Genomic DNA, 24,887 nt, shown 5'->3' with positions numbered 1-24,887 from the left:
TACTCTATATTCTTTGAAAGGAGTTGAACACGCCCTAAATGCTGTGTAAAAAAGATAAATTCTCTTACGAGCATCACTCGCTTTAAGAATTTCCTATTTTTACTTTGCATTTTACGGGCTTAGTATCCTATGTCCAACATTCAAAACATGTCCCTTGAGGACATCATGGGAGAGCGCTTTGGTCGCTACTCCAAGTACATCATTCAAGACCGGGCTTTGCCAGACATTCGGGATGGATTGAAGCCGGTTCAGCGTCGTATTCTTTATTCTATGAATAAGGATGGCAATACTTTTGACAAGAGCTACCGCAAGTCTGCTAAGTCTGTCGGGAACATCATGGGGAATTTCCACCCACACGGGGATTCTTCTATCTATGATGCCATGGTTCGTATGTCTCAGGATTGGAAAAACCGTGAGATTTTGGTCGAAATGCACGGTAATAAAGGTTCTATGGACGGAGATCCGCCTGCGGCAATGCGTTATACCGAGGCGCGTTTGTCTGAGATTGCTGGTTATCTTCTTCAAGATATCGAAAAGAAGACAGTTCCCTTTGCTTGGAACTTTGACGATACCGAGAAAGAACCGACGGTTTTGCCAGCAGCCTTTCCCAACCTTTTGGTCAATGGTTCGACTGGGATTTCGGCTGGTTATGCTACAGACATTCCTCCCCATAATTTAGCTGAGGTTATTGATGCGACGGTTTACATGATTGACCACCCAACAGCCAAGGTGGACAAACTCATGGAATTCTTGCCTGGGCCAGACTTCCCTACAGGAGCTATCATCCAAGGGCGTGACGAGATCAAAAAGGCCTATGAAACTGGGAAAGGGCGCGTGGTCGTTCGTTCTAAGACGGAGATTGAAAAGCTAAAAGGCGGTAAGGAGCAAATCGTTATCACTGAGATTCCTTATGAAATCAATAAAGCCAATCTGGTCAAGAAAATCGATGATGTTCGTGTCAATAACAAGGTAGCGGGGATTGCTGAGGTTCGTGATGAGTCTGACCGTGATGGTCTTCGTATCGCTATTGAACTTAAAAAAGACGCGAATACCGAGCTCGTACTCAACTATCTCTTCAAATACACCGACTTGCAAATCAATTACAACTTCAACATGGTGGCGATTGACAATTTCACACCTCGTCAGGTTGGGATTGTGCCAATTTTGTCTAGCTATATTGCCCACCGTCGTGAAGTGATTTTGGCTCGTTCCCGCTTTGACAAGGAAAAGGCTGAGAAGCGTCTCCATATCGTCGAAGGTTTGATTCGCGTGATTTCGATTTTGGATGAAGTTATTGCTCTTATCCGTGCCTCTGAGAACAAGGCTGACGCTAAGGAAAACCTCAAGGTCAGCTATGAGTTTACTGAGGAGCAGGCTGAAGCCATCGTGACCTTACAACTTTACCGTTTGACCAATACAGACGTGGTTGTCTTGCAGGAAGAAGAAGCAGAATTGCGTGAAAAGATTGCCATGCTTGCGGCTATCATCGGTGATGAACGGACTATGTACAATCTCATGAAGAAAGAACTCCGTGAGGTCAAAAAGAAATTTGCGACACCACGTTTGAGTACTTTGGAAGATACTGCGAAAACAATCGAGATTGATACAGCTAGTTTGATTGCCGAGGAAGATACTTACATCAGCGTAACCAAGGCAGGTTATATCAAACGTACTAGCCCACGTTCTTTTGCAGCATCCACTCTGGAAGAAATTGGCAAACGTGATGATGACCGTCTGATCTTTGTGCAAACTGCCAAGACAACCCAGCACCTCTTGATGTTCACAACTCTTGGGAATGTCATTTATCGACCAATCCATGAATTGGCAGACATTCGCTGGAAGGACATCGGAGAGCACTTGAGCCAAACGATTACAAACTTTGAAACTAACGAAGAAATCCTTTATGCAGAAGTAGTGGATCAGTTTGATGATGCGACAACTTATTTTGCAGCGACTCGCCTTGGTCAAATCAAGCGTGTAGAACGCAAAGAGTTCTCTCCATGGCGGACCTACAAGTCTAAATCTGTCAAGTACGCTAAGCTCAAAGACGAGACAGACCAGATTGTAGCAGTGGCTCCGATTAAACTAGATGATGTTCTTTTGATTAGTCAAAACGGTTATGCCCTTCGTTTCAATATCGAAGAGGTTCCGGTTGTTGGTGCCAAGGCTGCAGGTGTCAAGGCTATGAACCTGAAAGCAGATGATGCGCTTCAGGCAGCCTTTATCTGTAACACCTCATCCTTCTACCTATTGACCCAACGTGGAAGCTTGAAACGCGTTTCCATTGAGGAAATTCCAGCGACTAGCCGTGCCAAACGAGGCCTACAAGTCTTGCGTGAGTTGAAAAACAAACCGCACCGAGTCTTCTTGGCTGGAGCAGTTGCAGAGCAAGGTTTCGTTGGTGATCTTTTTAGTACAGAAGTAGAAGAAAACGACCAAACGTTACTTGTCCAATCTAACAAGGGAACAATCTATGAGAGTCGGTTGCAAGACCTCAACTTGTCAGAACGTACTAGCAATGGAAGCTTTATTTCAGACACGATTTCAGATGAAGAAGTTTTCGATGCTTACCTCAAAGAAGTCTTTAAAGAAGATAAAGCAAATTCTTAAAAAGAATCAGTCCAGAGGGCTGATTTCTTTATGTTGAAAAAATTTTCAGAAAATTACAAATAATACTTGAAATTTTACTAGAAAAGTGTAGAATAGAACACATAGTTTGAATAGTATAAAGGAGAAACACATGACAGTTGCAATTGATTGGGAAAATCTTGGTTTTGCTTATATGAAATTACCTTACCGTTATATCGCTCACTACAAAAATGGTCAATGGGATCAAGGAGAATTGACAGAGGATGCAACCTTGCATATTTCAGAGTCTTCTCCAAGTCTCCACTATGGACAGCAAGCATTTGAGGGATTGAAAGCCTATCGTACCAAGGACGGCAGTGTTCAACTGTTCCGTCCTGACGAAAATGCCAAGCGTTTGCAACGTACTTGTGACCGTCTTTTGATGCCACAAGTTCCGACAGAAATGTTTGTAGAAGCTTGTAAAGCAGTTGTGCGGGCAAATGAAGAATACGTCCCACCATATGGAACAGGTGGAACCCTTTATCTCCGTCCACTTTTGATTGGTGTTGGAGATATTATCGGGGTAAAACCTGCAGAGGATTACATTTTCACTATCTTTGCCATGCCAGTTGGCAACTACTTTAAAGGTGGCTTGGTTCCAACTAATTTCTTGATTCAAGATGAATTTGACCGTGCAGCTCCGAATGGTACAGGTGCGGCCAAGGTAGGTGGAAACTATGCTGCTAGTCTCCTCCCAGGTAAAATGGCCAAGTCACGCCAATTTTCAGATGTTATCTACTTAGACCCATCTACACATACAAAGATTGAAGAAGTCGGATCAGCCAACTTCTTTGGAATCACGGCAGACAATGAATTTGTTACACCACTGAGTCCATCCATCTTGCCATCCATTACCAAGTACTCTTTGCTTTACTTGGCAGAACACCGCTTGGGCTTAACTCCGATTGAAGGTGATGTCCCAATCGATAATTTGGATCGTTTTGTAGAGGCAGGTGCCTGCGGTACAGCAGCAGTTATTTCTCCAATTGGAGGTATCCAACATGGCGATGATTTCCATGTTTTCTACAGTGAAACAGAAGTAGGTCCTGTTACACGTAAACTCTATGATGAATTGACTGGTATCCAATTTGGTGATGTAGAAGCGCCTGAAGGATGGATTGTCAAAGTGGACTAAAAGACATGAAGTAAAGAAGAACTCCATAGCAGTTGTAAGGACTGAAATGGAGTTTTTTCTTGCTAGTTTGAGCATTTTCTTGTACAATAGAAAAAGTGAAAAGAGGTACAGTATGAGTAAAAAAGATAAGAAAATTGAAATCCAATTAACCGATGCAAAAGTGGCTGTTGGAAAAGACAGCTATGAAGGATACGTTTTGACGATCGGGAAAAAGGTTATTGGGGAAATTGCCGAATTAGATAGCCAATTTGCCATCATAAAGAATGGAAATGTCGATAGTTTTTATAAAAAACTTGAAAAAGCTGTGGAAATTTTGATTGAAAACTATAATTTGACAAAATAACACTTGTTTTATTGAAAATTTCATGATATAATAGTTCTCGTTAAACATTGGAGAGATAGCGAAGAGGCTAAACGCGGCGGACTGTAAATCCGCTCCTTCGGGTTCGGGGGTTCGAATCCCTCTCTCTCCATTCATCAATGGGGTATAGCCAAGCGGTAAGGCAAGGGACTTTGACTCCCTCATGCGTTGGTTCGAATCCAGCTACCCCAGTTCTTAGGTAATAAATTCAAGATAAAAAGAAAAATATCTTAGGGTATTTTATTTTTATAATTGAAAGACGTGAACGATATGAACATGTCTTTGCGGGTGCTTAGGAAAAAAATTATAAGTATGTCAAGTTTGGAAAAACTTGATTGTTGGAGGATTTTTTAGATGAACGAATTTGAAGATTTGCTAAATAGCGTTAGCCAAGTTGAGCCTGGTGATGTTGTTAGTGCTGAAGTATTGACAGTTGATGCGACTCAAGCTAACGTTGCAATCTCTGGGACTGGTGTTGAAGGTGTCTTGACTCTTCGCGAATTGACAAACGATCGCGATGCAGATATCAATGACTTTGTGAAAGTAGGAGAAGTATTGGATGTTCTTGTACTTCGTCAAGTAGTTGGTAAAGATACTGATACAGTTACATACCTTGTATCTAAAAAACGCCTTGAAGCTCGCAAAGCATGGGACAAACTTGTAGGACGCGAAGAAGAAGTTGTTACTGTTAAAGGAACTCGTGCCGTTAAAGGTGGACTTTCAGTAGAATTTGAAGGTGTTCGTGGATTTATCCCAGCTTCAATGTTGGATACTCGTTTCGTACGTAACACTGAGCGTTTCGTAGGTCAAGAATTTGATGCTAAAATCAAAGAAGTTGATCCTAAAGAAAACCGCTTCATCCTTTCACGTCGTGAAGTTGTTGAAGCAGCTACTGCAGCAGCTCGTGCTGAAGTATTCGGTAAATTGGCTGTTGGTGATGTCGTAACTGGTAAAGTTGCTCGTATCACTAGCTTTGGTGCTTTCATCGACCTTGGTGGTGTTGACGGATTGGTTCACTTGACTGAATTGTCACACGAACGTAACGTATCACCTAAATCAGTTGTAACTGTTGGTGAAGAAATTGAAGTGAAGATCCTTGATCTTAACGAAGAAGAAGGTCGCGTATCACTTTCACTTAAAGCAACAACACCTGGACCATGGGATGGCGTTGAGCAAAAATTGGCTAAAGGTGATGTAGTAGAAGGAACAGTTAAACGTTTGACTGACTTCGGTGCATTTGTTGAAGTATTGCCAGGTATCGATGGACTTGTTCACGTATCACAAATTTCACACAAACGTATCGAAAATCCAAAAGAAGCTCTTACTGTTGGTCAAGAAGTTACTGTTAAAGTACTTGATGTTAACGCTGACGCAGAACGTGTATCACTTTCTATCAAAGCTCTTGAAGAACGTCCAGCTCAAGAAGAAGGACAAAAAGAAGAAAAACGTGCTGCTCGTCCACGTCGTCCAAAACGTCAAGAAAAACGTGATTTCGAACTTCCAGAAACACAAACAGGATTCTCAATGGCTGACTTGTTCGGTGATATCGAACTTTAATCAAATTGATAATCACAAAATCCTTTGTTTAAAACAAGGGATTTTTCTTTTGTCTCTTTCTCATTTTTGATATAATAGTTCTATGTTAGATTCAGAAAAACAATCACAATATCAATTGTTAAATGAGGAACTCTCTTATTTACTTGAAGGTGAGAGCAATGTTCTTGCCAATCTTTCAAATGCTAGTGCCCTCCTAAAATCTCGCTTTCCCAATACTGTATTTGCAGGTTTTTATCTGTTTGATGGTAACGAGTTGATTTTAGGGCCTTTTCAGGGTGGTGTTTCTTGTATTCGCATTCCGCTTGGGAAAGGCGTGTGTGGAGAAGCTGCTGAGTTTCAAGAGACTGTTTTGGTTGGCGATGTGAGCACCTATCCAAACTACATTTCTTGTGATAGTATGGCCAAGAGTGAAATCGTGGTTCCCATGCTCAAGAATGGTCAATTGCTGGGTGTCTTAGACCTGGATTCTTCAGTTATTGATGATTACAATGCCGTTGACCGTGATTACTTGGAACAATTTGTCGCTATTTTGCTTGAGAAGACAGAATGGGACTTTACGATGTTTGAGGAGAAAGCCTAATGTATCAAGCACTTTATCGAAAATATAGAAGTCAAACTTTTTCACAATTGGTCGGACAAGAGGTTGTGGCTAAAACCCTAAAACAAGCGGTCGAGCAGGAAAAGATTAGTCATGCCTATCTTTTCTCAGGTCCTCGTGGGACTGGGAAGACCAGTGTGGCCAAGATTTTTGCCAAGGCTATGAACTGTCCGAACCAAGTGGACGGAGAACCATGTAATAACTGCTATATCTGTCAGGCTGTGACAGAAGGTAGCTTAGAAGATGTTATCGAAATGGATGCAGCTTCGAATAACGGAGTTGATGAAATCCGTGAAATTCGTGATAAATCTACTTACGCTCCTAGTTTGGCACGTTATAAGGTCTATATCATAGACGAGGTTCATATGTTGTCTACTGGAGCTTTTAATGCGCTTTTGAAGACACTAGAAGAACCAACTCAAAACGTTATCTTTATCTTGGCGACCACCGAATTGCACAAGATTCCAGCAACTATTTTATCGCGTGTCCAACGTTTTGAGTTTAAGTCGATTCGAACGCAAGATATCACAGCACATATTCATCATATTTTAGAAAAAGAAAATATCAGTTCTGAACCAGAGGCTGTGGAAATCATTGCTAGACGAGCTGAAGGTGGAATGCGGGATGCCTTGTCTATTCTGGACCAAGCTTTGAGTTTGACGCAAGGGAATGCTTTAACCACAGCTATCTCTGAGGAGATTACAGGCACCATTAGTCTATCAGCGCTTGATGACTATGTAGCTGCCTTATCTCAGCAGGATGTTTCAAAAGCGCTTGATTCTTTGAATCTTTTGTTTGAAAATGGCAAGAGCATGACTCGTTTTGTGACGGATCTTTTACAGTACTTGCGTGATTTACTAGTTGTTCAGACAGGTGGCGAAAATACTCATCATAGTCCAGTTTTTATGGACAATCTAGCTCTTTCTCAGGAAAGTCTCTTTGAAATGATTCGAATAGCGACTGTGAGTTTGGCGGATATGAAAGCTAGCCTGCAACCTAAGATTTATGCTGAAATGATGACCATTCGTTTAGCTGAGATTAAGCCTGAATCTGCTCTTTCAGGAGCTGTAGAAAGTGAAATTTCTACACTGAGACAGGAAGTCGCTCGTCTCAAACAAGAACTTGCCAATGTTGGAGCAGCTCCTAAACAAGTAGTGCCAGTCCCTAGCCGTCCAGCCACTTCCAAGACAGTCTATCGAGTAGACCGTAATAAAGTTCAGGCTATCCTACAAGAAGCTGTTGAAAATCCTGATTTGGCACGGCAAAACTTGATTCGCCTCCAGAATGCATGGGGAGAAGTGATTGAAAGCTTAGCAGGTCCTGATAAGGCTCTGCTTGTTGGTTCTCAACCAGTTGCGGCCAACGAACACCATGCTATTTTAGCTTTTGAATCTAATTTCAATGCTGGACAAACTATGAAACGGGATAACCTCAATACCATGTTTGGCAATATTCTTAGCCAAGCGGCTGGATTTTCACCTGAAATCCTGGCAATTTCCCTTGAGGAATGGAAAGAGGTTCGTGCAGCATTTTCAGCTAAAAACAAGTCTTCTCAAGCAGATCAAGAGGTAGAAGAAGAAAGTCTAATTCCAGAAGGATTCGAATTTTTGGCTGATAAAGTCATGGTCGAAGAAGACTAAAAGTGGATTTCATGGTACAATAATCCTATGACTAGACAACAATTTATCGTGATAGCACTATTTACTGCTGCTGAGACTTATTTTTTCAATGAAGCTTGGATGACGGGTCGCTATTTTATGGCAGCCTTTTGGGCCATTCTACTTTTTCGAAATTTTAGGTTAAGTTATGTAATGGGGAAAATAGTAGATGCCATTGATCAGCACCTAAACCGCAAGGATTAGTCACTAGCTTCTAAACAAAATCAAAGCCTTTTAGGCTTTTTTTTGTTATACTAGTAGAGTATATTTATGGACCTTTTCTTGTATTTTTTTAGAAATGTAAGTGATTTCTTTAAGGGTAAAGGAAGTAGGCCAGAAAAAGAAAGGAACTATCATGTCAGTATTAGAGATCAAAGATCTTCACGTTGAAATTGAAGGAAAAGAAATTTTGAAAGGGGTCAATCTGACTCTGAAAACAGGAGAAATCGCTGCTATCATGGGACCAAATGGTACTGGTAAATCGACTCTTTCTGCAGCTATCATGGGGAACCCTAACTATGAAGTTACCAAAGGTGAAGTCTTGTTTGATGGTGTAAATATCCTTGAATTGGAAGTAGACGAGCGTGCGCGTATGGGACTTTTCCTTGCTATGCAATACCCGTCTGAAATTCCAGGAATTACTAACGCTGAATTTCTTCGTGCAGCCATGAATGCTGGTAAAGAAGATGACGAGAAGATTTCGGTTCGTGAGTTTATCACTAAACTAGACGAGAAAATGGAATTGCTCAACATGAAAGAAGAAATGGCTGAGCGTTACCTCAACGAAGGTTTCTCTGGTGGTGAGAAAAAACGTAATGAAATTCTTCAACTCTTGATGTTGGAACCAACATTTGCCCTTTTGGATGAGATTGACTCAGGTCTTGATATTGACGCCCTTAAAGTTGTGTCTAAAGGTGTCAATGCCATGCGTGGTGAAGGCTTTGGTGCTATGATTATCACTCACTACCAACGTCTCTTGAACTACATCACACCAGACGTTGTCCACGTGATGATGGAAGGGCGTGTTGTCCTTTCTGGTGGTCCAGAATTGGCTGCCCGTTTGGAACGTGAAGGATACGCAAAACTAGCTGAAGAACTTGGCTACGACTACAAGGAAGAATTGTAATTCCCTCGTATCTTTTAGGAGAAGTAAATGACTAAAGAGAATATTAAACTTTTTTCAGAAATGCACGCTGAACCAAGCTGGTTGGCTGACCTCCGTCAAAAAGCTTTTGATAAGATTGAGAGTTTGGAATTACCAGTCATTGAGCGTGTCAAATTTCACCGTTGGAATCTGGGAGATGGAACGATCACAGAAAGTGAACCTTCAGCAAATGTTCCTGACTTCACTGCTTTAGATAATCACTTGAAGTTGGTGCAAGTAGGAACGCAGACTGTTTTTGAACAAATTCCAGTTGAATTGGCTGAACAAGGAGTAGTCTTTACAGACTTTCACTCAGCTTTAGAAGAAATTCCCGAACTTATCGAGGAATTCTTCATGTCATCTGTTAAGTATGACGATGACAAGTTGGCAGCCTACCATACAGCTTACTTTAACAGTGGTGCTGTTCTCTATATTCCAGATAATGTTGAGATTACAGAGCCAATCGAAGGTATTTTCTACCAAGACAGTGATAGCGATGTGCCATTTAACAAGCATATTATGATTATCGCTGGTAAATATTCTAAGATTAGTTATCTGGAGCGTTTAGAGTCACGTGGTGAAGGTAGTGCCAAGGCAACTGCTAATATCACGGTCGAAGTGATTGCTCGTTCTGGTGCGCAAGTGAAGTTTGCTGCTATTGACCGTTTAGGTGAAAATGTCACTGCCTACATTAGCCGCCGTGGTAAACTAGGCAACGATGCAAGCATTGACTGGGCAATCGGTGTCATGAACGAAGGAAATGTTGTTGCTGATTTTGATAGCGATTTGATTGGAAATGGTAGCCATGCTGACCTTAAAGTCGTAGCTCTTTCAAGTGGTCGTCAGGTGCAAGGGATTGACACTCGAGTGACTAACTACGGTTGCAACTCAATCGGAAATATCCTCCAACATGGGGTTATCCTTGAAAAAGCAACCTTGACCTTCAACGGTATCGGCCACATCATCAAGGGGGCTAAGGGAGCAGATGCGCAACAAGAGAGTCGTGTTCTTATGCTTTCAGATCAGGCTCGTTCAGATGCCAACCCAATTCTTTTGATTGATGAAAATGACGTAACTGCAGGTCACGCGGCTTCTATCGGACAAGTAGATCCAGAAGATATGTACTATCTCATGAGTCGTGGCTTGGATAAGGCAACTGCAGAACGCTTGGTTGTTCGTGGTTTCCTTGGCTCCGTAATTGTTGAGATTCCAGTCAAAGAAGTTCGTGAAGAAATGATTGCAACCATCGAAGAAAAATTGTCAAAACGCTAAGGGGAAGCCTATGTTAGATGTAGAAGCGATTCGTAAGGATTTTCCAATTTTAGACCAGATTGTCAACGATGAACCTCTGGTCTATCTGGACAATGCTGCGACGACACAAAAACCACTAGCAGTTCTGGAAACAATCAACCGCTACTATAAGCAGGACAATGCCAATGTTCACCGTGGTGTTCATACCTTGGCTGAGCGAGCAACAGCTTCTTATGAAGCTGCTCGTGAAACCATTCGTAAGTTTATCCATGCAGGCTCTACAAAGGAAGTTCTCTTTACCAGAGGAACGACAACCAGCCTTAACTGGGTGGCACGCTTCGCTGAGGAAATCCTGACTGAGGGAGACCAGGTCTTGATTTCTGTCATGGAACACCATTCCAATATCATTCCTTGGCAGGAGGTCTGTCGCAAGACTGGGGCAGAGCTTGTCTATGTTTATCTCAAGGATGGAGCTCTGGATATGGATGACTTGCGAGCTAAATTGACTGATAAAGTCAAGTTTGTCTCCCTAGCTCACGCCTCAAATGTTCTTGGTGTAGTCAATCCTATCAAAGAAATCACGCAATTGGCCCACCAAGTTGGAGCTATCATGGTGGTGGATGGCGCTCAGTCTACGCCCCATATGAAGATTGATGTCCAGGACTTGGATGTGGACTTCTTTGCTTTTTCAGGTCACAAGATGGCTGGACCAACTGGTATTGGTGTTCTTTACGGTAAAGAAAAGTATCTGGAACAAATGTCACCAGTTGAGTTTGGTGGCGAGATGATTGATTTCGTCTATGAGCAATCTGCTAGTTGGAAGGAGTTGCCTTGGAAATTTGAGGCTGGAACGCCAAATATGGCAGGTGCTATCGGACTTGCTGCAGCAGTGGATTATCTAGAAAAGATTGGTATGGATGCCGTTGAAGCTCATGAACAGGAATTGATTGCATATGTCTTTCCAAAATTGCAGGCAATTGAGGGATTGACTATTTATGGTTCGCAGGACTTGGCTAAACGTTCAGGTGTGATTGCATTTAACCTAGGCGATCTTCATCCCCATGACCTAGCTACAGCACTGGATTATGAAGGGGTAGCAGTTCGTGCAGGTCATCATTGTGCTCAACCTTTGCTCCAATATTTGGAAGTTCCAGCAACAGCTCGTGCAAGTTTTTATATCTACAATACCAAGGCAGATTGTGACAAGCTAGTCGATGCCCTACAAAAGACAAAGGAGTTTTTCAATGGCACTTTCTAAACTAGATAGCCTTTATATGGCAGTGGTGGCAGACCATTCGAAAAATCCACATCACCAAGGGAAGTTAGAAGACGCTGAGCAAATCAGCCTCAACAATCCAACCTGTGGCGATGTTATTAATCTCTCTGTTAAGTTTGACGCAGAGGATCGTTTAGAAGATATCGCTTTTCTAAATTCAGGATGCACGATTTCAACTGCTTCTGCTAGTATGATGACAGATGCAGTTTTAGGCAAGACCAAACAAGAAATTTTAGAACTTGCAACTATTTTTTCTGAAATGGTTCAAGGGCAAAAAGATGAGCGTCAAGACCAACTTGGAGACGCGGCTTTCTTATCAGGTGTTGCCAAATTCCCTCAACGAATCAAGTGTGCAACTCTAGCTTGGAATGCCCTTAAGAAAACAATTGAAGATCAAGAAGAAAAATAAGAAACATAGAAATATATAATGAAAGAAAGGATATTATGGCTGAAGAAAGAGTAGAACCAAAACCAATTGACCTTGGTGAATATAAATTTGGTTTCCATGACGATGTAGAGCCTGTCCTATCGACAGGAAAAGGATTGAACGAAGAAGTCATTCGCGAATTATCAGCTGCTAAGGGTGAACCTGAGTGGATGTTAGAATTCCGTTTGAAGTCTTATGAAACCTTCAAAAAAATGCCTATGCAAACCTGGGGAGCAGACTTGTCAGAGATTGACTTTGATGACTTGATCTACTACCAAAAACCATCTGACAAACCAGCCCGTTCATGGGACGAAGTTCCTGAGAAAATCAAAGAAACCTTTGAACGTATCGGAATTCCAGAAGCTGAGCGTGCTTATCTAGCAGGAGCTTCTGCCCAGTATGAGTCAGAAGTGGTTTACCATAACATGAAGGAAGAGTTCCAGAAATTGGGGATTATCTTTACAGATACGGATTCTGCCCTCAAGGAATACCCAGACTTGTTTAAACAATACTTCGCTAAGTTGGTACCGCCAACAGATAACAAATTGGCTGCCCTCAACTCAGCAGTATGGTCTGGTGGAACCTTTATCTACGTGCCAAAAGGTGTCAAAGTAGATATTCCACTTCAAACCTACTTCCGTATCAATAACGAAAATACAGGTCAGTTCGAACGTACCTTGATTATCGTTGATGAAGGAGCGAGTGTCCACTACGTAGAAGGCTGTACAGCGCCAACTTATTCAAGTAACAGCTTGCACGCTGCCATTGTAGAAATTTTCGCTTTGGACGGAGCTTATATGCGTTATACAACCATCCAAAACTGGTCTGATAATGTCTATAACTTGGTAACAAAACGTGCCAAAGCTTTGAAAGATGCAACTGTTGAGTGGATCGATGGAAACTTAGGTGCCAAAACAACTATGAAATACCCATCTGTTTACCTAGATGGAGAAGGAGCACGTGGTACCATGCTTTCAATCGCCTTTGCTAACGCAGGGCAACATCAGGATACTGGTGCCAAGATGATCCACAACGCCCCACATACAAGCTCGTCTATCGTGTCTAAATCCATCGCTAAAGGCGGAGGAAAGGTCGACTACCGTGGACAAGTAACCTTTAACAAGAACTCTAAGAAATCTGTTTCTCACATCGAGTGTGATACCATTATCATGGATGACTTATCAGCATCAGATACTATTCCATTTAATGAAATCCACAACTCGCAAGTTGCTTTGGAGCACGAAGCTAAGGTTTCTAAGATTTCAGAAGAACAACTATACTACCTCATGAGCCGTGGTTTGTCAGAATCTGAGGCAACAGAGATGATCGTTATGGGGTTTGTCGAACCCTTCACAAAAGAACTTCCAATGGAATATGCAGTTGAGCTGAACCGCTTGATTAGCTATGAAATGGAAGGATCTGTCGGATAAAACTCAAAAGGAGAAGCAAATGGGATTCTTAAAAAAATTATTTGGTAATGTTGAAAAAGCGAATAAAGGTGAAATTCCTGCTGAGGAAATTGTTCCACCTTTCACAATTGATTTAGTAGAAGAAGCAGATGATTATTGGAGACAAATGGAACAAAACCTTTTGATAAACGCTGTAAAAGCTGCTGGTGGTCCTGAGGCAGTAGAACGTGCTTTTGTTCTTGCTAATTTCAAGGAAAATCAAGAAACCTTTGAGCTCTTTTATCAGGTAAATGGTCAACTTCTTTCATGGAGAGAGATGGATGCGACTGTTGTCGATAAAATCAGCAATCAACTCCTTCCGCAAGCGGCAGAAGTAGCGCGTGCAGTAAATGAAAATTATGAAGAGGCAAATGTACCAGTAATCCAGTACGCTATGCTTCAGTTTGAAACTGCAACCATGGCTTGGTTTGGTCGGAAGCTGACAACAGCTTCTCCAGAAGCACAACTGACTTTTGAAGAATTGGTATCTGGTTGGCGCGCTATTTTGGAACAAGAAGTTCCAAATCGTCCTTTAGATAGTGACAGTCCGTTCCCTTACTTTGAAGTTTAAAAATCCAAAATCCTCAAAAAACTTTCAATGGAGTATACTGTTGAACCTACTCGCTTGATAGGTAACTAATTGAAAGAATCAGTGGGTAAAAATGCAAATTCTGAACAGAAATCCTTTCTGTTCAGAATTTTTTTCAAAAAAGAACCTAATAAATATTCACAAAACTGTTTTTATATGGTAAAATAAAACAATTACATTTAGTGGAGATGAAGTATGAATATTTTTAGAACCAAGGATGTTAGTCTGAGACAGACAGAGATGCATCGCCATTTGAAATTGTGGGATTTGATTCTTCTAGGGATTGGTGCCATGGTGGGGACAGGGATTTTCACCATTACAGGAACAGCAGCGGCTACCTTAGCTGGTCCCTCATTAGTGATTTCCATTGTGATTTCTGCTCTGTGTGTTTCTCTATCAGCCCTCTTTTTCGCAGAATTTGCCTCTCGTGTGCCTGCTACTGGTGGTGCTTATAGTTACCTCTATGCGATTCTAGGAGAATTGCCAGCCTGGATTGCTGGTTGGTTGACCATCATGGAATTCATGACAGCTGTTTCAGGTGTGGCGTCTGGCTGGGCAGCTTACTTTAAGGGATTGCTCAGTAATTATGGTATCTCCATGCCCCAAGCCTTGAATGGAACCTTTAATCCTGAACAGGGAACCTATATCGATCTTCTGCCTATTTTAGTACTGACATTGGTAACGGGATTGGTTTTATTAAATTCTAAGGCAGCTTTGAGATTTAATTCGCTTTTAGTGGTCTTGAAATTCTCAGCTCTCGCCTTATTTATCCTAGTTGGTATTTGGTACATCAAACCTGAAAATTGGTCGAATTTTGCTCCCTTTGGTTTTGGTCAACTATATGGTGGAAGTACTGGGATTATGGCGGGCGCATCTTTGATGTTCTTTGGTTTTCTCGGATTTGAGTCTATTTCCATGGCAGTTGATGAAATTCAAAGTCCTCAAAAAAATATTCCCCGCGGAATCGTGCTTTCTCTGACAATCGTCACCATTCTCTATGCTTTGGTAACCTTAGTATTGACAGGGATTGTTCACTACAGTAAGCTCAATGTGGACGATGCAGTAGCATTTTCATTACGGAGTATTGGTATCGGCTGGGCAGCAAATTATGTTTCGCTTGTAGCCATTTTAACTCTGATAACCGTATGTATCTCTATGACTTATGCTTTATCTCGGATGATTTATAGCTTAGCGCGTGATGGACTTTTACCTCAAAGTTTCAAACAATTAAGCAAGACCAGTCGCGTTCCTAAAAATGCGACTCTCTTAACAGGAGTTGCTTCAGCCATTGCTGCAGGAGTCTTTCCTCTAGCCAGTATTGCAGCCTTCTTAAATATCTGTACGCTAGCTTATCTCATTTTGCTAGCCTACGGAATAATAAAACTCAGAAAGGATAAGGGTATGCCAAAAGAGGGAGAGTTTAAAACTCCTTTGGTACCACTTTTGCCAATCCTTTCCATCCTTATCTGTGTTTCCTTTATGCTTCAATATAGTCTAGATACCTGGATTGCCTTTAGCATCGCTCTTGTAGTTGCTCTAGTCATTTACTTTACTTACGGGTTCCGCCATTCAACCCTCGCAGAAGAAGAATAAAAGCTGGGAATTCCCAGCTTTTTTAATCTTTCACATAAGTAAATCCTTCACCCAGAATTTCATGAGCCTCAGTGATGGTGATAAAGGCTTGAGGATCAATTTTGTGAATCATATCTTTCATTTTAACGATTTCGTTTCGACCGACGATACAGTAGATAATTTTTAAATCCTTTTTGCTGTAGTAGCCTTGACCAGATATAAAGGTAACGCCACGTCCGAGTTCATCGTTAATCTCTTTGGCCAATTGAACAGGATATTGTGTAATAATCATAAATCCTTTACCAGCATAACCTCCTTCGCCGATCAAGTCGATAACACGAGCGATGATAAAGTCAAATAAGAGGGTATAGGTAACTAGACGAAGATCCTGGAAGATAATCAAAATCAACATCAGGATGAAAAAGTCAATCCCAAAGAGCAATTTACCAATCGAAATATTGGTGTATTTGTTGAGGATACGGGCAACGATATCAGAGCCACCAGTGGTTCCACCAGCATTAAAGATAATTCCTAAACCAACCCCCAGTAAGACTCCTGAGACTAAAGCGACAATGATGAGATCCCCTTGCAAGTCGATGTGCAAAGGAATGCGCTCAAAAATTGCTAGCCAAACGGAAAGTGAAATAGATCCTAAAAGACTGGAGTAGAGGGTCTTAGGTCCAAATATCTTCCAAGCCAGGATAAATAAAGGGATATTAATTAAGAGGTTCATCAATGAGACAGGAATCTTAAAAAGATAGTAGGTAATCAAGGTAATACCTGTCGCCCCTCCCTCAAATAAATGATAAGGAACAACAAAGTAAGTAAGACCGAAGGCATAGATAGCAGCTCCAAAAATAATAGTGATAATCGGTTGAAGTTTTCGAATCATAGCTGTTCCTCACTTTTCTATAGATAGATTATACCAAAAATTCAGTTCTTTTCATCGGATCACTTATGATTTTTTATCATTTTTTTGATATAATAAAAGAGAAAATCCCAATCCTATCGAGAAGAATAGAAAGATTGAATTATGACACAAGTAAAAATTGTAACGGACTCTTCTGTTACTATCGAACCAGAAGTAGTTAAAGAATTAAATATCACTGTTGTCCCTCTATCAGTTATGATTGATAGTGTGCTTTATTCGGATGCAGATTTGAAAGAGGGAGAATTCCTTCATCTTATGCAACAAAGCAAGAATCTGCCTAAAACAAGCCAGCCACCTGTAGGAGTGTTTGCTGAGGTCTTTGAAGAACTAGGTAAAGATGGCAGTCAAATTATCGCTATTCACATGTCCCATGCCTTGTCTGGAACTGTGGAAGCTGCTCGCCAAGGGGCCAGTCTCTCAACTGCTGATGTAACGGTTATTGATAGTTCTTTTACAGATCAAGCAATGAAGTTCCAAGTAGTTGAAGCCGCAAAACTTGCTAAAGAAGGTAAAGATTTAGAAACGATCTTAGCTCATGTAGAGGACGTCAAAAATCATACAGAACTCTATATCGGTGTTTCGACGCTAGAAAACTTAGTTAAGGGTGGTCGTATTGGACGTGTGACAGGATTACTAAGCTCACTCTTGAATATTCGTGTAGTAATGCAGATGAAAAACCACGAACTCCAACCAATCGCCAAAGGACGTGGAGCGAAAACTTTCAAAAAGTGGCTTGAGGAATTAACCAACACTCTTTCCCAAAAATCAGTTGCAGAAATTGGAATTTCCTATGCTGGAACGAACGAATTGGCGAATGAGATGAAGGCATTATTGCAACCTTATGTTGAGAAGCCAATCTCTGTATTGGAAACTGGCTCTATTATTCAAACTCATACTGGAGAGAATGCTTGGGCAATTCTAATTCGCTACAATTCCTAAAAAAATAGAGAAAAAATGGTCAAAATAGTGTTTTTGACTTGACCTATAGCCGATTTTAGGATATGATTATATTTGTTAATTAGAAATTATTTGGAGGATTTGTTAACATGGCAAACAAACAAGATTTGATCGCTAAAGTAGCAGAAGCTACAGAATTGACTAAGAAAGATTCAGCAGCAGCAGTTGACGCTGTATTTGCAGCAGTAACTGAATACCTTGCAGCTGGTGAAAAAGTTCAATTGATCGGTTTCGGTAACTTTGAAGTTCGTGAGCGTGCTGCACGTAAAGGTCGCAACCCACAAACTGGTAAAGAAATCAAAATCGCAGCTTCTAAAGTTCCAGCATTCAAAGCTGGTAAAGCTCTTAAAGACGCTGTTAAATAATGAATTTTCAAAAAGCCTATTGTATCAAGCTTTCTAGCTTGGTCAGTAGGCTTTTTTAATTGCTTTGAGGCATTTTTAGGGCAAAAAGAAAAAGGTTCCCATGTTTGAGAACCTTCTTTTCATTAGTTTTTAGAAGCTGCTTGGAATTCAGGGTTTTTCCATGCTTCATCAATGATAGCTTGCAATTCTTTAGCAGATGCTTGCATTTTTTGAGTTTCAGCGTCGTTCAATGGGATGTTTACTGGACGAACGATACCGTGTGCACCAACAACAGCTGGTTGACCGATAAAGACGTTTTTAACACCGTATTGACCTTCTTGGAAGACTGAAAGTGGAAGTACTGCATTTTCGTCATCAAGGATTGCTTTTGTGATACGAGCAAGTGCTACTGCGATACCGTAGTATGTAGCTCTTTTTTGTTAATGATTGTGTAAGCAGCGTCACGAACACCTTCGAACAATTCAATCAATTCAGCTTCTTGAACGTTTTGAGTGTCTTTAAGGAATTCCTCAAGGTTTACACCAGCGATGTTAGCATGTGACCAAACCGCAAACTCAGAATCTCCGTGTTCACCCATGATGTAGGCGTGAACGGAACGAGCATCAACATCCAATTTTTCAGCAAGTGCTTGACGGAAACGTGCTGAGTCAAGTGAAGTACCTGAACCGATAACACGTTCTTTAGGGAATCCAGAGAATTTCCAAGTTGAGTAAGTCAAAACGTCAACTGGGTTAGCTGCAACAAGGAAGATACCATCGAAACCTGATTCAACAACTTGTGTTACGATTGATTTGTTGATAGCCAAGTTTTTACCTACAAGGTCAAGGCGAGTTTCACCTGGTTTTTGAGGAGCACCTGCAGTGATAACAACAAGGTCAGCGTCTGCACAGTCAGAGTATTGAGCAGCGTAGATTTTTTTAGGTGAAGTGAAGGCAAGGGCGTGGCTAAGGTCAAGCGCATCACCAACAGCTTTTTCGTGTAATTGTGGAATTTCGATAATTCCAAGCTCTTGTGCAATTCCTTGGTTAACAAGTGCGAAAGCGTAAGATGAACCTACGGCACCGTCACCAACAAGGATCACTTTTTTGTGTTGTTTAGTTGAAGTCATTATCTAAACATCTCCTTCATTTTTTTTAGGGGAATCCCCAGACACTTTCATTCTATCACTTTTAAAAAGCTTTGTCACGAATATTCTATTCGGTTATTGATGTAAACGTTTTAGTGGTTTTCAAAGACTGAAATGAATGACAAATTATGGTATAATATATCTAATTACTAATAGTGAAATGAGGCATTTATGAATGCAGGATAGAAATTTAGTGAATGTCAATCTGACAAAGGAGATGAAGACCAGCTTTATCGACTACGCCATGAGCGTTATCGTCGCGCGGGCCCTTCCTGATGTTCGAGATGGCTTAAAACCTGTTCACCGTCGTATTCTATACGGAATGAATGAACTAGGTGTTACACCAGATAAACCTCATAAAAAGTCAGCCCGTATTACAGGGGATGTTATGGGTAAATACCACCCACACGGAGATTCCTCTATTTACGAAGCCATGGTTCGTATGGCTCAGTGGTGGAGCTACCGTTACATGCTTGTTGATGGGCATGGAAACTTTGGTTCTATGGATGGGGACGGTGCTGCCGCGCAGCGGTACACTGAGGCACGTATGAGCAAGATTGCTCTTGAAATGCTTCGTGATATCAATAAAAACACTGTTGATTTCGTAGATAACTACGATGCTAACGAACGTGAACCCTTGGTTTTGCCTGCTCGTTTTCCAAACCTTTTGGTCAATGGAGCAACGGGTATCGCTGTTGGGATGGCAACCAATATTCCACCTCACAACTTGGGTGAAACCATTGATGCAGTGAAGTTGGTTATGGATAATCCTGAAGTGACGACTAAGGACTTGATGGAAGTCTTGCCTGGTCCAGATTTTCCGACTGGTGCTCTTGTTATGGGGAAATCAGGTATTCATAAGGCTTATGAGACTGGTAAAGGTTCCATTGTCCTTCGTTCTCGTACAGAGATTGAAACCACTAAGACGGGTCGTGAGCGTATCGTTGTAACGGAATTCCCTTATATGGTTAATAAAACCAAGGTACATGAGCATATTGTTCGCTTGGTTCAGGAAAAACGAATTGAGGGCATTACAGCCGTACGTGATGAGTCCAACCGTGAAGGAGTTCGCTTTGTAATCGAGGTTAAACGCGACGCGTCTGCCAACGTTATCCTTAACAACCTCTTCAAGATGACCCAGATGCAAACCAACTTTGGTTTCAACATGTTGGCGATTCAAAATGGTGTGCCAAAAATCTTGTCCCTTCGTCAAATTTTGGATGCTTATATCGAGCACCAAAAAGAAGTGGTTGTTCGCCGTACTCGTTTTGACAAGGAAAAAGCAGAAGCGCGTGCGCACATCTTAGAAGGTCTTTTAATCGCTCTGGATCACATTGATGAAGTGATTCGTATTATCCGTGCTAGTGAAACGGATGCGGAAGCGCAAGCAGAGTTGATGAACAAGTTCAAGCTTTCTGAACGTCAAAGTCAAGCTATCCTTGATATGCGTCTTCGTCGTTTGACAGGATTGGAACGTGATAAGATTCAGTCTGAATATGATGAATTGATTGCCTTGATTGCAGATTTGGCTGATATTCTTGCCAAACCTGAGCGCGTGGCGCAAATTATCAAAGAGGAATTGGACGAAGTCAAACGCAAGTTTGGTGACAAGCGTCGTACGGAGTTGATGATCGGAGAAGTCTTAACTCTTGAAGATGAAGATTTGATTGAAGAAACGGATGTCTTGATTACCCTTTCTAATAAGGGCTATATCAAACGTTTGGACCAAGGTGAATTCACTGCTCAAAAACGTGGTGGCCGTGGAGTTCAAGGTACGGGAGTTAAGGATGATGACTTTGTGCGTGAGTTGGTTTCAACCAGCACCCATGATCATTTGCTCTTCTTTACCAATAAAGGACGCGTATATCGACTGAAAGGTTATGAAATCCCTGAATACGGTCGTACTGCTAAGGGCTTGCCAGTTGTCAATCTATTGAAGTTGGACGAAGGTGAGAGTATTCAGACCATCATCAACGTTGAGTCTGAACGTAGTGATGACGCTTATCTCTTCTTTACAACTCGTCATGGTGTCGTGAAGAGAACCAGTGTCAAAGAGTTCGCTAATATTCGTCAAAATGGACTTAAAGCTTTGAATCTTAAGGATGAAGACGAATTGATTAATGTCTTGCTGACAGAAGAAGATACGGATATTATCATAGGTACCAAGTTTGGTTATGCCGTTCGCTTTAATCAATCAGCTGTTCGTGGCATGAGCCGTATCGCGACAGGTGTCCGAGGAGTCAATCTTCGTGAAGGGGACACAGTAGTTGGTGCTAGCGTGATTACGAACCAAGACGAAGTTCTTATCATCACTGAAAAAGGATATGGTAAACGTACACTTGCTACTGAATATCCTACTAAAGGCCGTGGTGGTAAAGGGATGAAGACAGCCAATGTTGCTGAGAAGAATGGTCCTCTGGCAGGTCTTCTTACTGTTAAAGGAGATGAAGACCTGATGATTATCACAGATACAGGTGTCATGATCCGTACTAACGTTGCCAATATTTCACAAACTGGACGCTCAACTATGGGAGTTAAGGTGATGCGTCTAGATCAGGATGCTAAGATTGTGACCTTTACAACGGTTGCTGCGGCAGAAAAAGAAGAAGTTGGGACTGAAATTGAAACAGAAGGTGAAGCATAATGTCTCATAAAAAAACGAAAAATAAGAAGAATAAGCGCAGAAATCTATTTATTAATATTTTAGCAGGTTTCTTAATTCTTTTATCGCTAGCTTTAATTTTTAATTCAAAGATTCGCGATATCTTTTTGGTCTGGAATACCAATAAATACCAAGTCAATCAAGTCACTAAGGAAAATATAGATGAAAATCTAAAAACCGAAGGGAATTTTGATTTTGACTCTGTTAAGTCTATTTCATCCGAAGCTGTATTGGCTTCACAATGGGATGCTCAGAAACTTCCCGTTATTGGAGGTATTGCTATTCCCGAAGTGGAGATTAACTTACCGATTTTTAAAGGTTTGGACAATGTAAACCTGTTCTACGGAGCAGGGACCATGAAACCAGATCAAAAAATGGGAGAAGGCAACTATTCTCTAGCAAGTCACCATATCTTTACTGCTGAAAATGCCAGTCAAATGCTTTTCTCACCTTTGGTCAATGCCAAAGCGGGTATGAAAATTTATCTGACGGATAAGGATAAAGTTTATACTTATGAGATTACAGAAGTAAAACGTGTTACACCAGACCGTGTAGATGAAATCGATGATCGTATTGGTGTGCAGGAGATTACTTTGGTTACTTGTGTTGATTATGATGAAACCGAGCGTATAATCGTCAAAGGTATCTTTAAAGAATCAAAAGCTTATTCTGAGACTTCTGAGGATATTTTGAAGGCCTTTAATCAACCGTATAGACAACGATATTAAGAATGAACCAGTGAAGTGCTATTTCACTGGTTTTTTATATGAATAAATAGAATCAAAATAGTTCTTATGAAAAAGGTTTGTAAGCCTTACGATATAGATTTTTAAGATAAATATTTTAGAAATTTACGGAAAACGCTTTCTAGAAAACAAGAATTATGTTATAATTATCACAAATAAAAGTTTAGGAGTTTTTTATGGTCTCTTCAGAATTTATTTCAAAGATTGAATTTGCTTGCAAGAAGAAAGAAAGTCTTTATAGCCAAAGTAAGTTTAAGTATGCGATTCGTTCCATGTTTGCAGGTGCCTTTTTAACATTTAGCACGGCTGCAGGTGCGGTTGGTGCTGACTTGATAAATAAAATCGCACCAGGTAGTGGACGTTTCCTCTTCCCATTTGTTTTTGCTTGGGGATTGGCCTACATTGTTTTCTTGAATGCTGAGCTGGTAACTTCGAATATGATGTTTTTGACAGCTGGTAGTTTCTTGAAAAAAATCTCATGGAGAAAAACAGCTGAGATTTTGCTTTACTGTACCTTGTTCAACCTTATCGGAGCCTTGATAGCAGGTTGGGGCTTTGCTCACTCAGCAGCCTATGCAAATCTAACACATGATAGCTTCATTTCAGGGGTTGTAGAGATGAAGTTAGGTCGTTCCAATGAGCTAGTCTTGCTTGAAGGTATTTTAGCCAATATCTTTGTAAACATTGCCATTCTTTCCTTTGTTTTGGTGAAAGACGGTGGCGCCAAACTTTGGCTTGTCTTATCAGCAATTTACATGTTTGTATTCTTAACAAACGAACACATTGCTGCGAATTTTGCTTCTTTTGCGATTGTTAAGTTCAGTGTTGCAGCTGATTCAATTGCTAACTTTGACATACCTAATATTCTTCGTCACTGGGGTGTAACCTTTGTCGGGAACTTTATCGGAGGAGGTCTCTTGATGGGCTTGCCTTACGCCTTCCTCAATAAAAACGAAGATACTTATGTAGATTAAAAAACGGGCACGAGTTAATCGTGCTTTTTTGTTTGATGTGTAAGACTAGTCATAGTTGTTCCTTATATCAAAATATAGAAAAACGGTATTGGAAAAGACTAGCACAAGATGATACAATATCCCTAATGAAGCTATTTGGAGGTCGTCTTATGACTCGTGATTTTAAATTTGAAACTCTACAATTACATGCTGGGCAAGTAGTTGATCCGGCAACTAAGTCTCGTGCAGTACCGATTTATCAAACAACATCCTTCGTTTTTGATGACACGCAAGAAGGTGCTGATTTGTTTGCCTTGAGAAAACCAGGGAACATTTATACTCGTATCACAAACCCTACAACAGCGGCATTTGAAGAAAGAATCGCTGCACTTGAAGGTGGTGTTGGAGCACTAGCGACCGCATCAGGTATGGCTGCTGTAACCTACACTATTTTGGCGCTTGCTCACGCAGGTGACCATGTGGTGGCTGCGTCAACTATTTACGGTGGGACCTTCAACCTCTTGAAGGAAACCCTTCCTCGTTATGGGATTACAACAACCTTTGTCGATGTGGATAATTTGGAAGAAGTGGAAGCAGCTATCAATGACAATACCAAGCTTGTCTTGATTGAAACCTTGGGGAATCCCTTGATTAACATTCCTGACTTGGAAAAATTGGCTGAGATTGCGCATAAACACCAGATTCCTCTCGTTTCGGACAATACTTTTGCCACACCATATTTGATTAACGTCTTCTCTCACGGTGTAGATATTGCCATTCACTCAGCAACTAAGTTTATCGGTGGGCATGGTACGACTATTGGCGGTGTCATCGTGGACAGTGGTCGTTTTGATTGGGCAGCTTCAGGAAAATTCCCTCAATTTGTTGAGGAAGATCCTAGCTACCACAACTTGAGCTATACTCGTGATGTGGGTGCAGCAGCCTTTATTATCGCTGTTCGTGTTCAATTGCTCCGTGATACAGGTGCGGCCTTGTCGCCATTTAACGCCTTTCTCTTGCTCCAGGGACTTGAAACTCTCTCTCTTCGTGTGGAACGCCATGTGCAAAATGCAGAGAAAATTGTTGATTTCCTTGTCAACCATCCTAAGGTAGAGAAGGTAAATTATCCAAAACTAGCTGACAGTCCATATCATGCCTTGGCTGAGAAATATTTGCCAAAAGGTGTGGGTTCAATCTTTACCTTCCATGTCAAAGGTGGAGAGGCAGAAGCTCGTAAAGTAATTGATAATTTGGAAATCTTCTCTGACCTTGCGAACGTTGCAGATGCCAAATCGCTTGTTGTTCATCCAGCGACAACCACTCACGGTCAGTTGTCAGAAAAAGATCTAGAAGCAGCAGGTGTCACACCAAACCAAATCCGCTTGTCAATCGGTCTTGAAAATGTAGAGGATTTGATTGAAGATTTGCGCTTGGCCTTGGAAAAAATTTAAAGTAAAAGATATAAACAGTGGGTTTCGACTCACTGTTTTTGATTTTCCCTCA

Annotated in this window: 21 protein-coding genes, 2 tRNA genes and 1 pseudogene; 22 read left to right on the top strand and 2 right to left on the bottom strand. The window is 41.2% G+C overall.

The features are described 5' to 3' along the window. Nucleotides 1–129 precede the first annotated feature (129 nt). From parC to AXF18_RS08775, 16 genes are all read left to right on the top strand, one after another. Complete coding sequence (gene parC, locus AXF18_RS08850; RefSeq protein WP_070800165.1) at nucleotides 130–2,610, top strand: DNA topoisomerase IV subunit A; 2,481 nt, start codon at nucleotides 130–132, stop codon at nucleotides 2,608–2,610. 130 nt (nucleotides 2,611–2,740) lie between these two features. Continuing rightward, complete coding sequence (locus AXF18_RS08845) at nucleotides 2,741–3,763, top strand: branched-chain amino acid aminotransferase (RefSeq protein ID WP_049499997.1); 1,023 nt, start codon at nucleotides 2,741–2,743, stop codon at nucleotides 3,761–3,763. A gap of 112 nt (nucleotides 3,764–3,875) precedes the next feature. Continuing rightward, complete coding sequence (locus AXF18_RS08840) at nucleotides 3,876–4,106, top strand: DUF2969 domain-containing protein (protein ID WP_049490136.1); 231 nt, start codon at nucleotides 3,876–3,878, stop codon at nucleotides 4,104–4,106. Nucleotides 4,107–4,155: 49 nt separating this feature from the next. Then, nucleotides 4,156–4,236, top strand: a tRNA-Tyr gene (locus AXF18_RS08835). A gap of 8 nt (nucleotides 4,237–4,244) precedes the next feature. Next, a tRNA-Gln gene (locus AXF18_RS08830) sits at nucleotides 4,245–4,316 on the top strand. A gap of 162 nt (nucleotides 4,317–4,478) precedes the next feature. Then, a complete protein-coding gene (gene rpsA / locus AXF18_RS08825) occupies nucleotides 4,479–5,681 on the top strand; it encodes a 30S ribosomal protein S1 (RefSeq protein WP_001001617.1) in 1,203 nt (400 codons plus the stop codon). 82 nt (nucleotides 5,682–5,763) lie between these two features. Further along, complete coding sequence (locus AXF18_RS08820) at nucleotides 5,764–6,261, top strand: GAF domain-containing protein (protein WP_007522152.1); 498 nt, start codon at nucleotides 5,764–5,766, stop codon at nucleotides 6,259–6,261. Beyond that, complete coding sequence (gene dnaX / locus AXF18_RS08815) at nucleotides 6,261–7,919, top strand: DNA polymerase III subunit gamma/tau (RefSeq protein ID WP_007522150.1); 1,659 nt, start codon at nucleotides 6,261–6,263, stop codon at nucleotides 7,917–7,919. The genes AXF18_RS08820 and dnaX overlap by 1 nt, the downstream gene beginning before the upstream one ends. A gap of 27 nt (nucleotides 7,920–7,946) precedes the next feature. Next, on the top strand, nucleotides 7,947–8,141 hold the full coding sequence (locus AXF18_RS08810; RefSeq protein WP_000198269.1) for a DUF3272 family protein: 195 nt from the start codon (nucleotides 7,947–7,949) through the stop codon (nucleotides 8,139–8,141). 151 nt (nucleotides 8,142–8,292) lie between these two features. Beyond that, nucleotides 8,293–9,063, top strand: a complete 771-nt coding sequence (gene sufC, locus AXF18_RS08805; protein ID WP_000114489.1) for a Fe-S cluster assembly ATPase SufC — start codon at nucleotides 8,293–8,295, stop codon at nucleotides 9,061–9,063. 27 nt (nucleotides 9,064–9,090) lie between these two features. Beyond that, nucleotides 9,091–10,353: a Fe-S cluster assembly protein SufD gene (gene sufD, locus AXF18_RS08800; RefSeq protein WP_007522149.1), complete on the top strand. Its 1,263-nt coding sequence runs from the start codon at nucleotides 9,091–9,093 to the stop codon at nucleotides 10,351–10,353. Between the two features lie 10 nt (nucleotides 10,354–10,363). Next, on the top strand, nucleotides 10,364–11,590 hold the full coding sequence (locus AXF18_RS08795; RefSeq protein ID WP_065371830.1) for a cysteine desulfurase: 1,227 nt from the start codon (nucleotides 10,364–10,366) through the stop codon (nucleotides 11,588–11,590). Next, complete coding sequence (gene sufU, locus AXF18_RS08790; protein ID WP_049500368.1) at nucleotides 11,577–12,017, top strand: Fe-S cluster assembly sulfur transfer protein SufU; 441 nt, start codon at nucleotides 11,577–11,579, stop codon at nucleotides 12,015–12,017. Before AXF18_RS08795 ends, sufU begins: the two co-directional genes overlap by 14 nt. 35 nt (nucleotides 12,018–12,052) lie before the next feature. Beyond that, nucleotides 12,053–13,465 (top strand): Fe-S cluster assembly protein SufB, encoded by a 1,413-nt coding sequence (gene sufB / locus AXF18_RS08785; RefSeq protein WP_000797057.1) that lies wholly within the window; start codon nucleotides 12,053–12,055, stop codon nucleotides 13,463–13,465. 19 nt (nucleotides 13,466–13,484) lie between these two features. After that, nucleotides 13,485–14,054, top strand: a complete 570-nt coding sequence (locus AXF18_RS08780; RefSeq protein ID WP_049500366.1) for a hypothetical protein — start codon at nucleotides 13,485–13,487, stop codon at nucleotides 14,052–14,054. Between the two features lie 213 nt (nucleotides 14,055–14,267). Continuing rightward, nucleotides 14,268–15,665, top strand: coding sequence for an APC family permease (locus AXF18_RS08775; RefSeq protein ID WP_065371829.1), 1,398 nt, complete (start codon nucleotides 14,268–14,270; stop codon nucleotides 15,663–15,665). 22 nt (nucleotides 15,666–15,687) lie between these two features. Here AXF18_RS08775 and AXF18_RS08770 read toward each other — a convergent pair whose 3' ends face one another. Next, on the bottom strand, nucleotides 15,688–16,536 hold the full coding sequence (locus tag AXF18_RS08770; RefSeq protein ID WP_049500362.1) for a YitT family protein: 849 nt from the start codon (nucleotides 16,534–16,536) through the stop codon (nucleotides 15,688–15,690). 141 nt (nucleotides 16,537–16,677) lie between these two features. On the opposite strand from AXF18_RS08770, the gene AXF18_RS08765 reads away from it, so the two are divergent. Together AXF18_RS08765 and AXF18_RS08760 are read left to right on the top strand one after the other, a co-directional pair. Then, entirely contained in the window at nucleotides 16,678–17,514 is an 837-nt protein-coding gene (locus AXF18_RS08765) for a DegV family protein (protein WP_049490733.1), read from the top strand. 107 nt (nucleotides 17,515–17,621) lie between these two features. After that, nucleotides 17,622–17,897 (top strand): HU family DNA-binding protein, encoded by a 276-nt coding sequence (locus AXF18_RS08760; RefSeq protein WP_001284636.1) that lies wholly within the window; start codon nucleotides 17,622–17,624, stop codon nucleotides 17,895–17,897. A 122-nt stretch (nucleotides 17,898–18,019) separates the two neighbouring features. Here the strand turns inward: AXF18_RS08760 and AXF18_RS08755 are convergent. Continuing rightward, nucleotides 18,020–19,005 (bottom strand): annotated as a pseudogene (locus tag AXF18_RS08755) (L-lactate dehydrogenase). A 193-nt stretch (nucleotides 19,006–19,198) separates the two neighbouring features. On the opposite strand from AXF18_RS08755, the gene gyrA reads away from it, so the two are divergent. The 4 genes from gyrA (at nucleotide 19,199) to AXF18_RS08735 (ending at nucleotide 24,835) form a co-directional block, all read left to right on the top strand. Continuing rightward, on the top strand, nucleotides 19,199–21,667 hold the full coding sequence (gene gyrA, locus AXF18_RS08750; protein ID WP_049500360.1) for a DNA gyrase subunit A: 2,469 nt from the start codon (nucleotides 19,199–19,201) through the stop codon (nucleotides 21,665–21,667). After that, complete coding sequence (locus AXF18_RS08745) at nucleotides 21,667–22,413, top strand: class A sortase (protein WP_000018505.1); 747 nt, start codon at nucleotides 21,667–21,669, stop codon at nucleotides 22,411–22,413. Before gyrA ends, AXF18_RS08745 begins: the two co-directional genes overlap by 1 nt. A gap of 194 nt (nucleotides 22,414–22,607) precedes the next feature. Continuing rightward, nucleotides 22,608–23,405 carry a formate/nitrite transporter family protein gene (locus tag AXF18_RS08740; protein ID WP_000254787.1) on the top strand — a complete coding sequence of 266 codons (798 nt, stop codon included), beginning with the start codon at nucleotides 22,608–22,610 and terminating at the stop codon, nucleotides 23,403–23,405. Nucleotides 23,406–23,554: 149 nt separating this feature from the next. Beyond that, complete coding sequence (locus AXF18_RS08735; protein WP_000196319.1) at nucleotides 23,555–24,835, top strand: O-acetylhomoserine aminocarboxypropyltransferase/cysteine synthase family protein; 1,281 nt, start codon at nucleotides 23,555–23,557, stop codon at nucleotides 24,833–24,835. The last annotated feature ends 52 nt before the right edge of the window (nucleotides 24,836–24,887 follow it).

It is taken from the genome of Streptococcus sp. oral taxon 064 (assembly GCF_001683375.1).
Lineage (GTDB): Bacteria > Bacillota > Bacilli > Lactobacillales > Streptococcaceae > Streptococcus > Streptococcus oralis_S.
The sequence above is the reverse complement of the archived record's forward strand: the minus strand, read 5'-3'. Positions and strand labels throughout refer to the sequence as shown.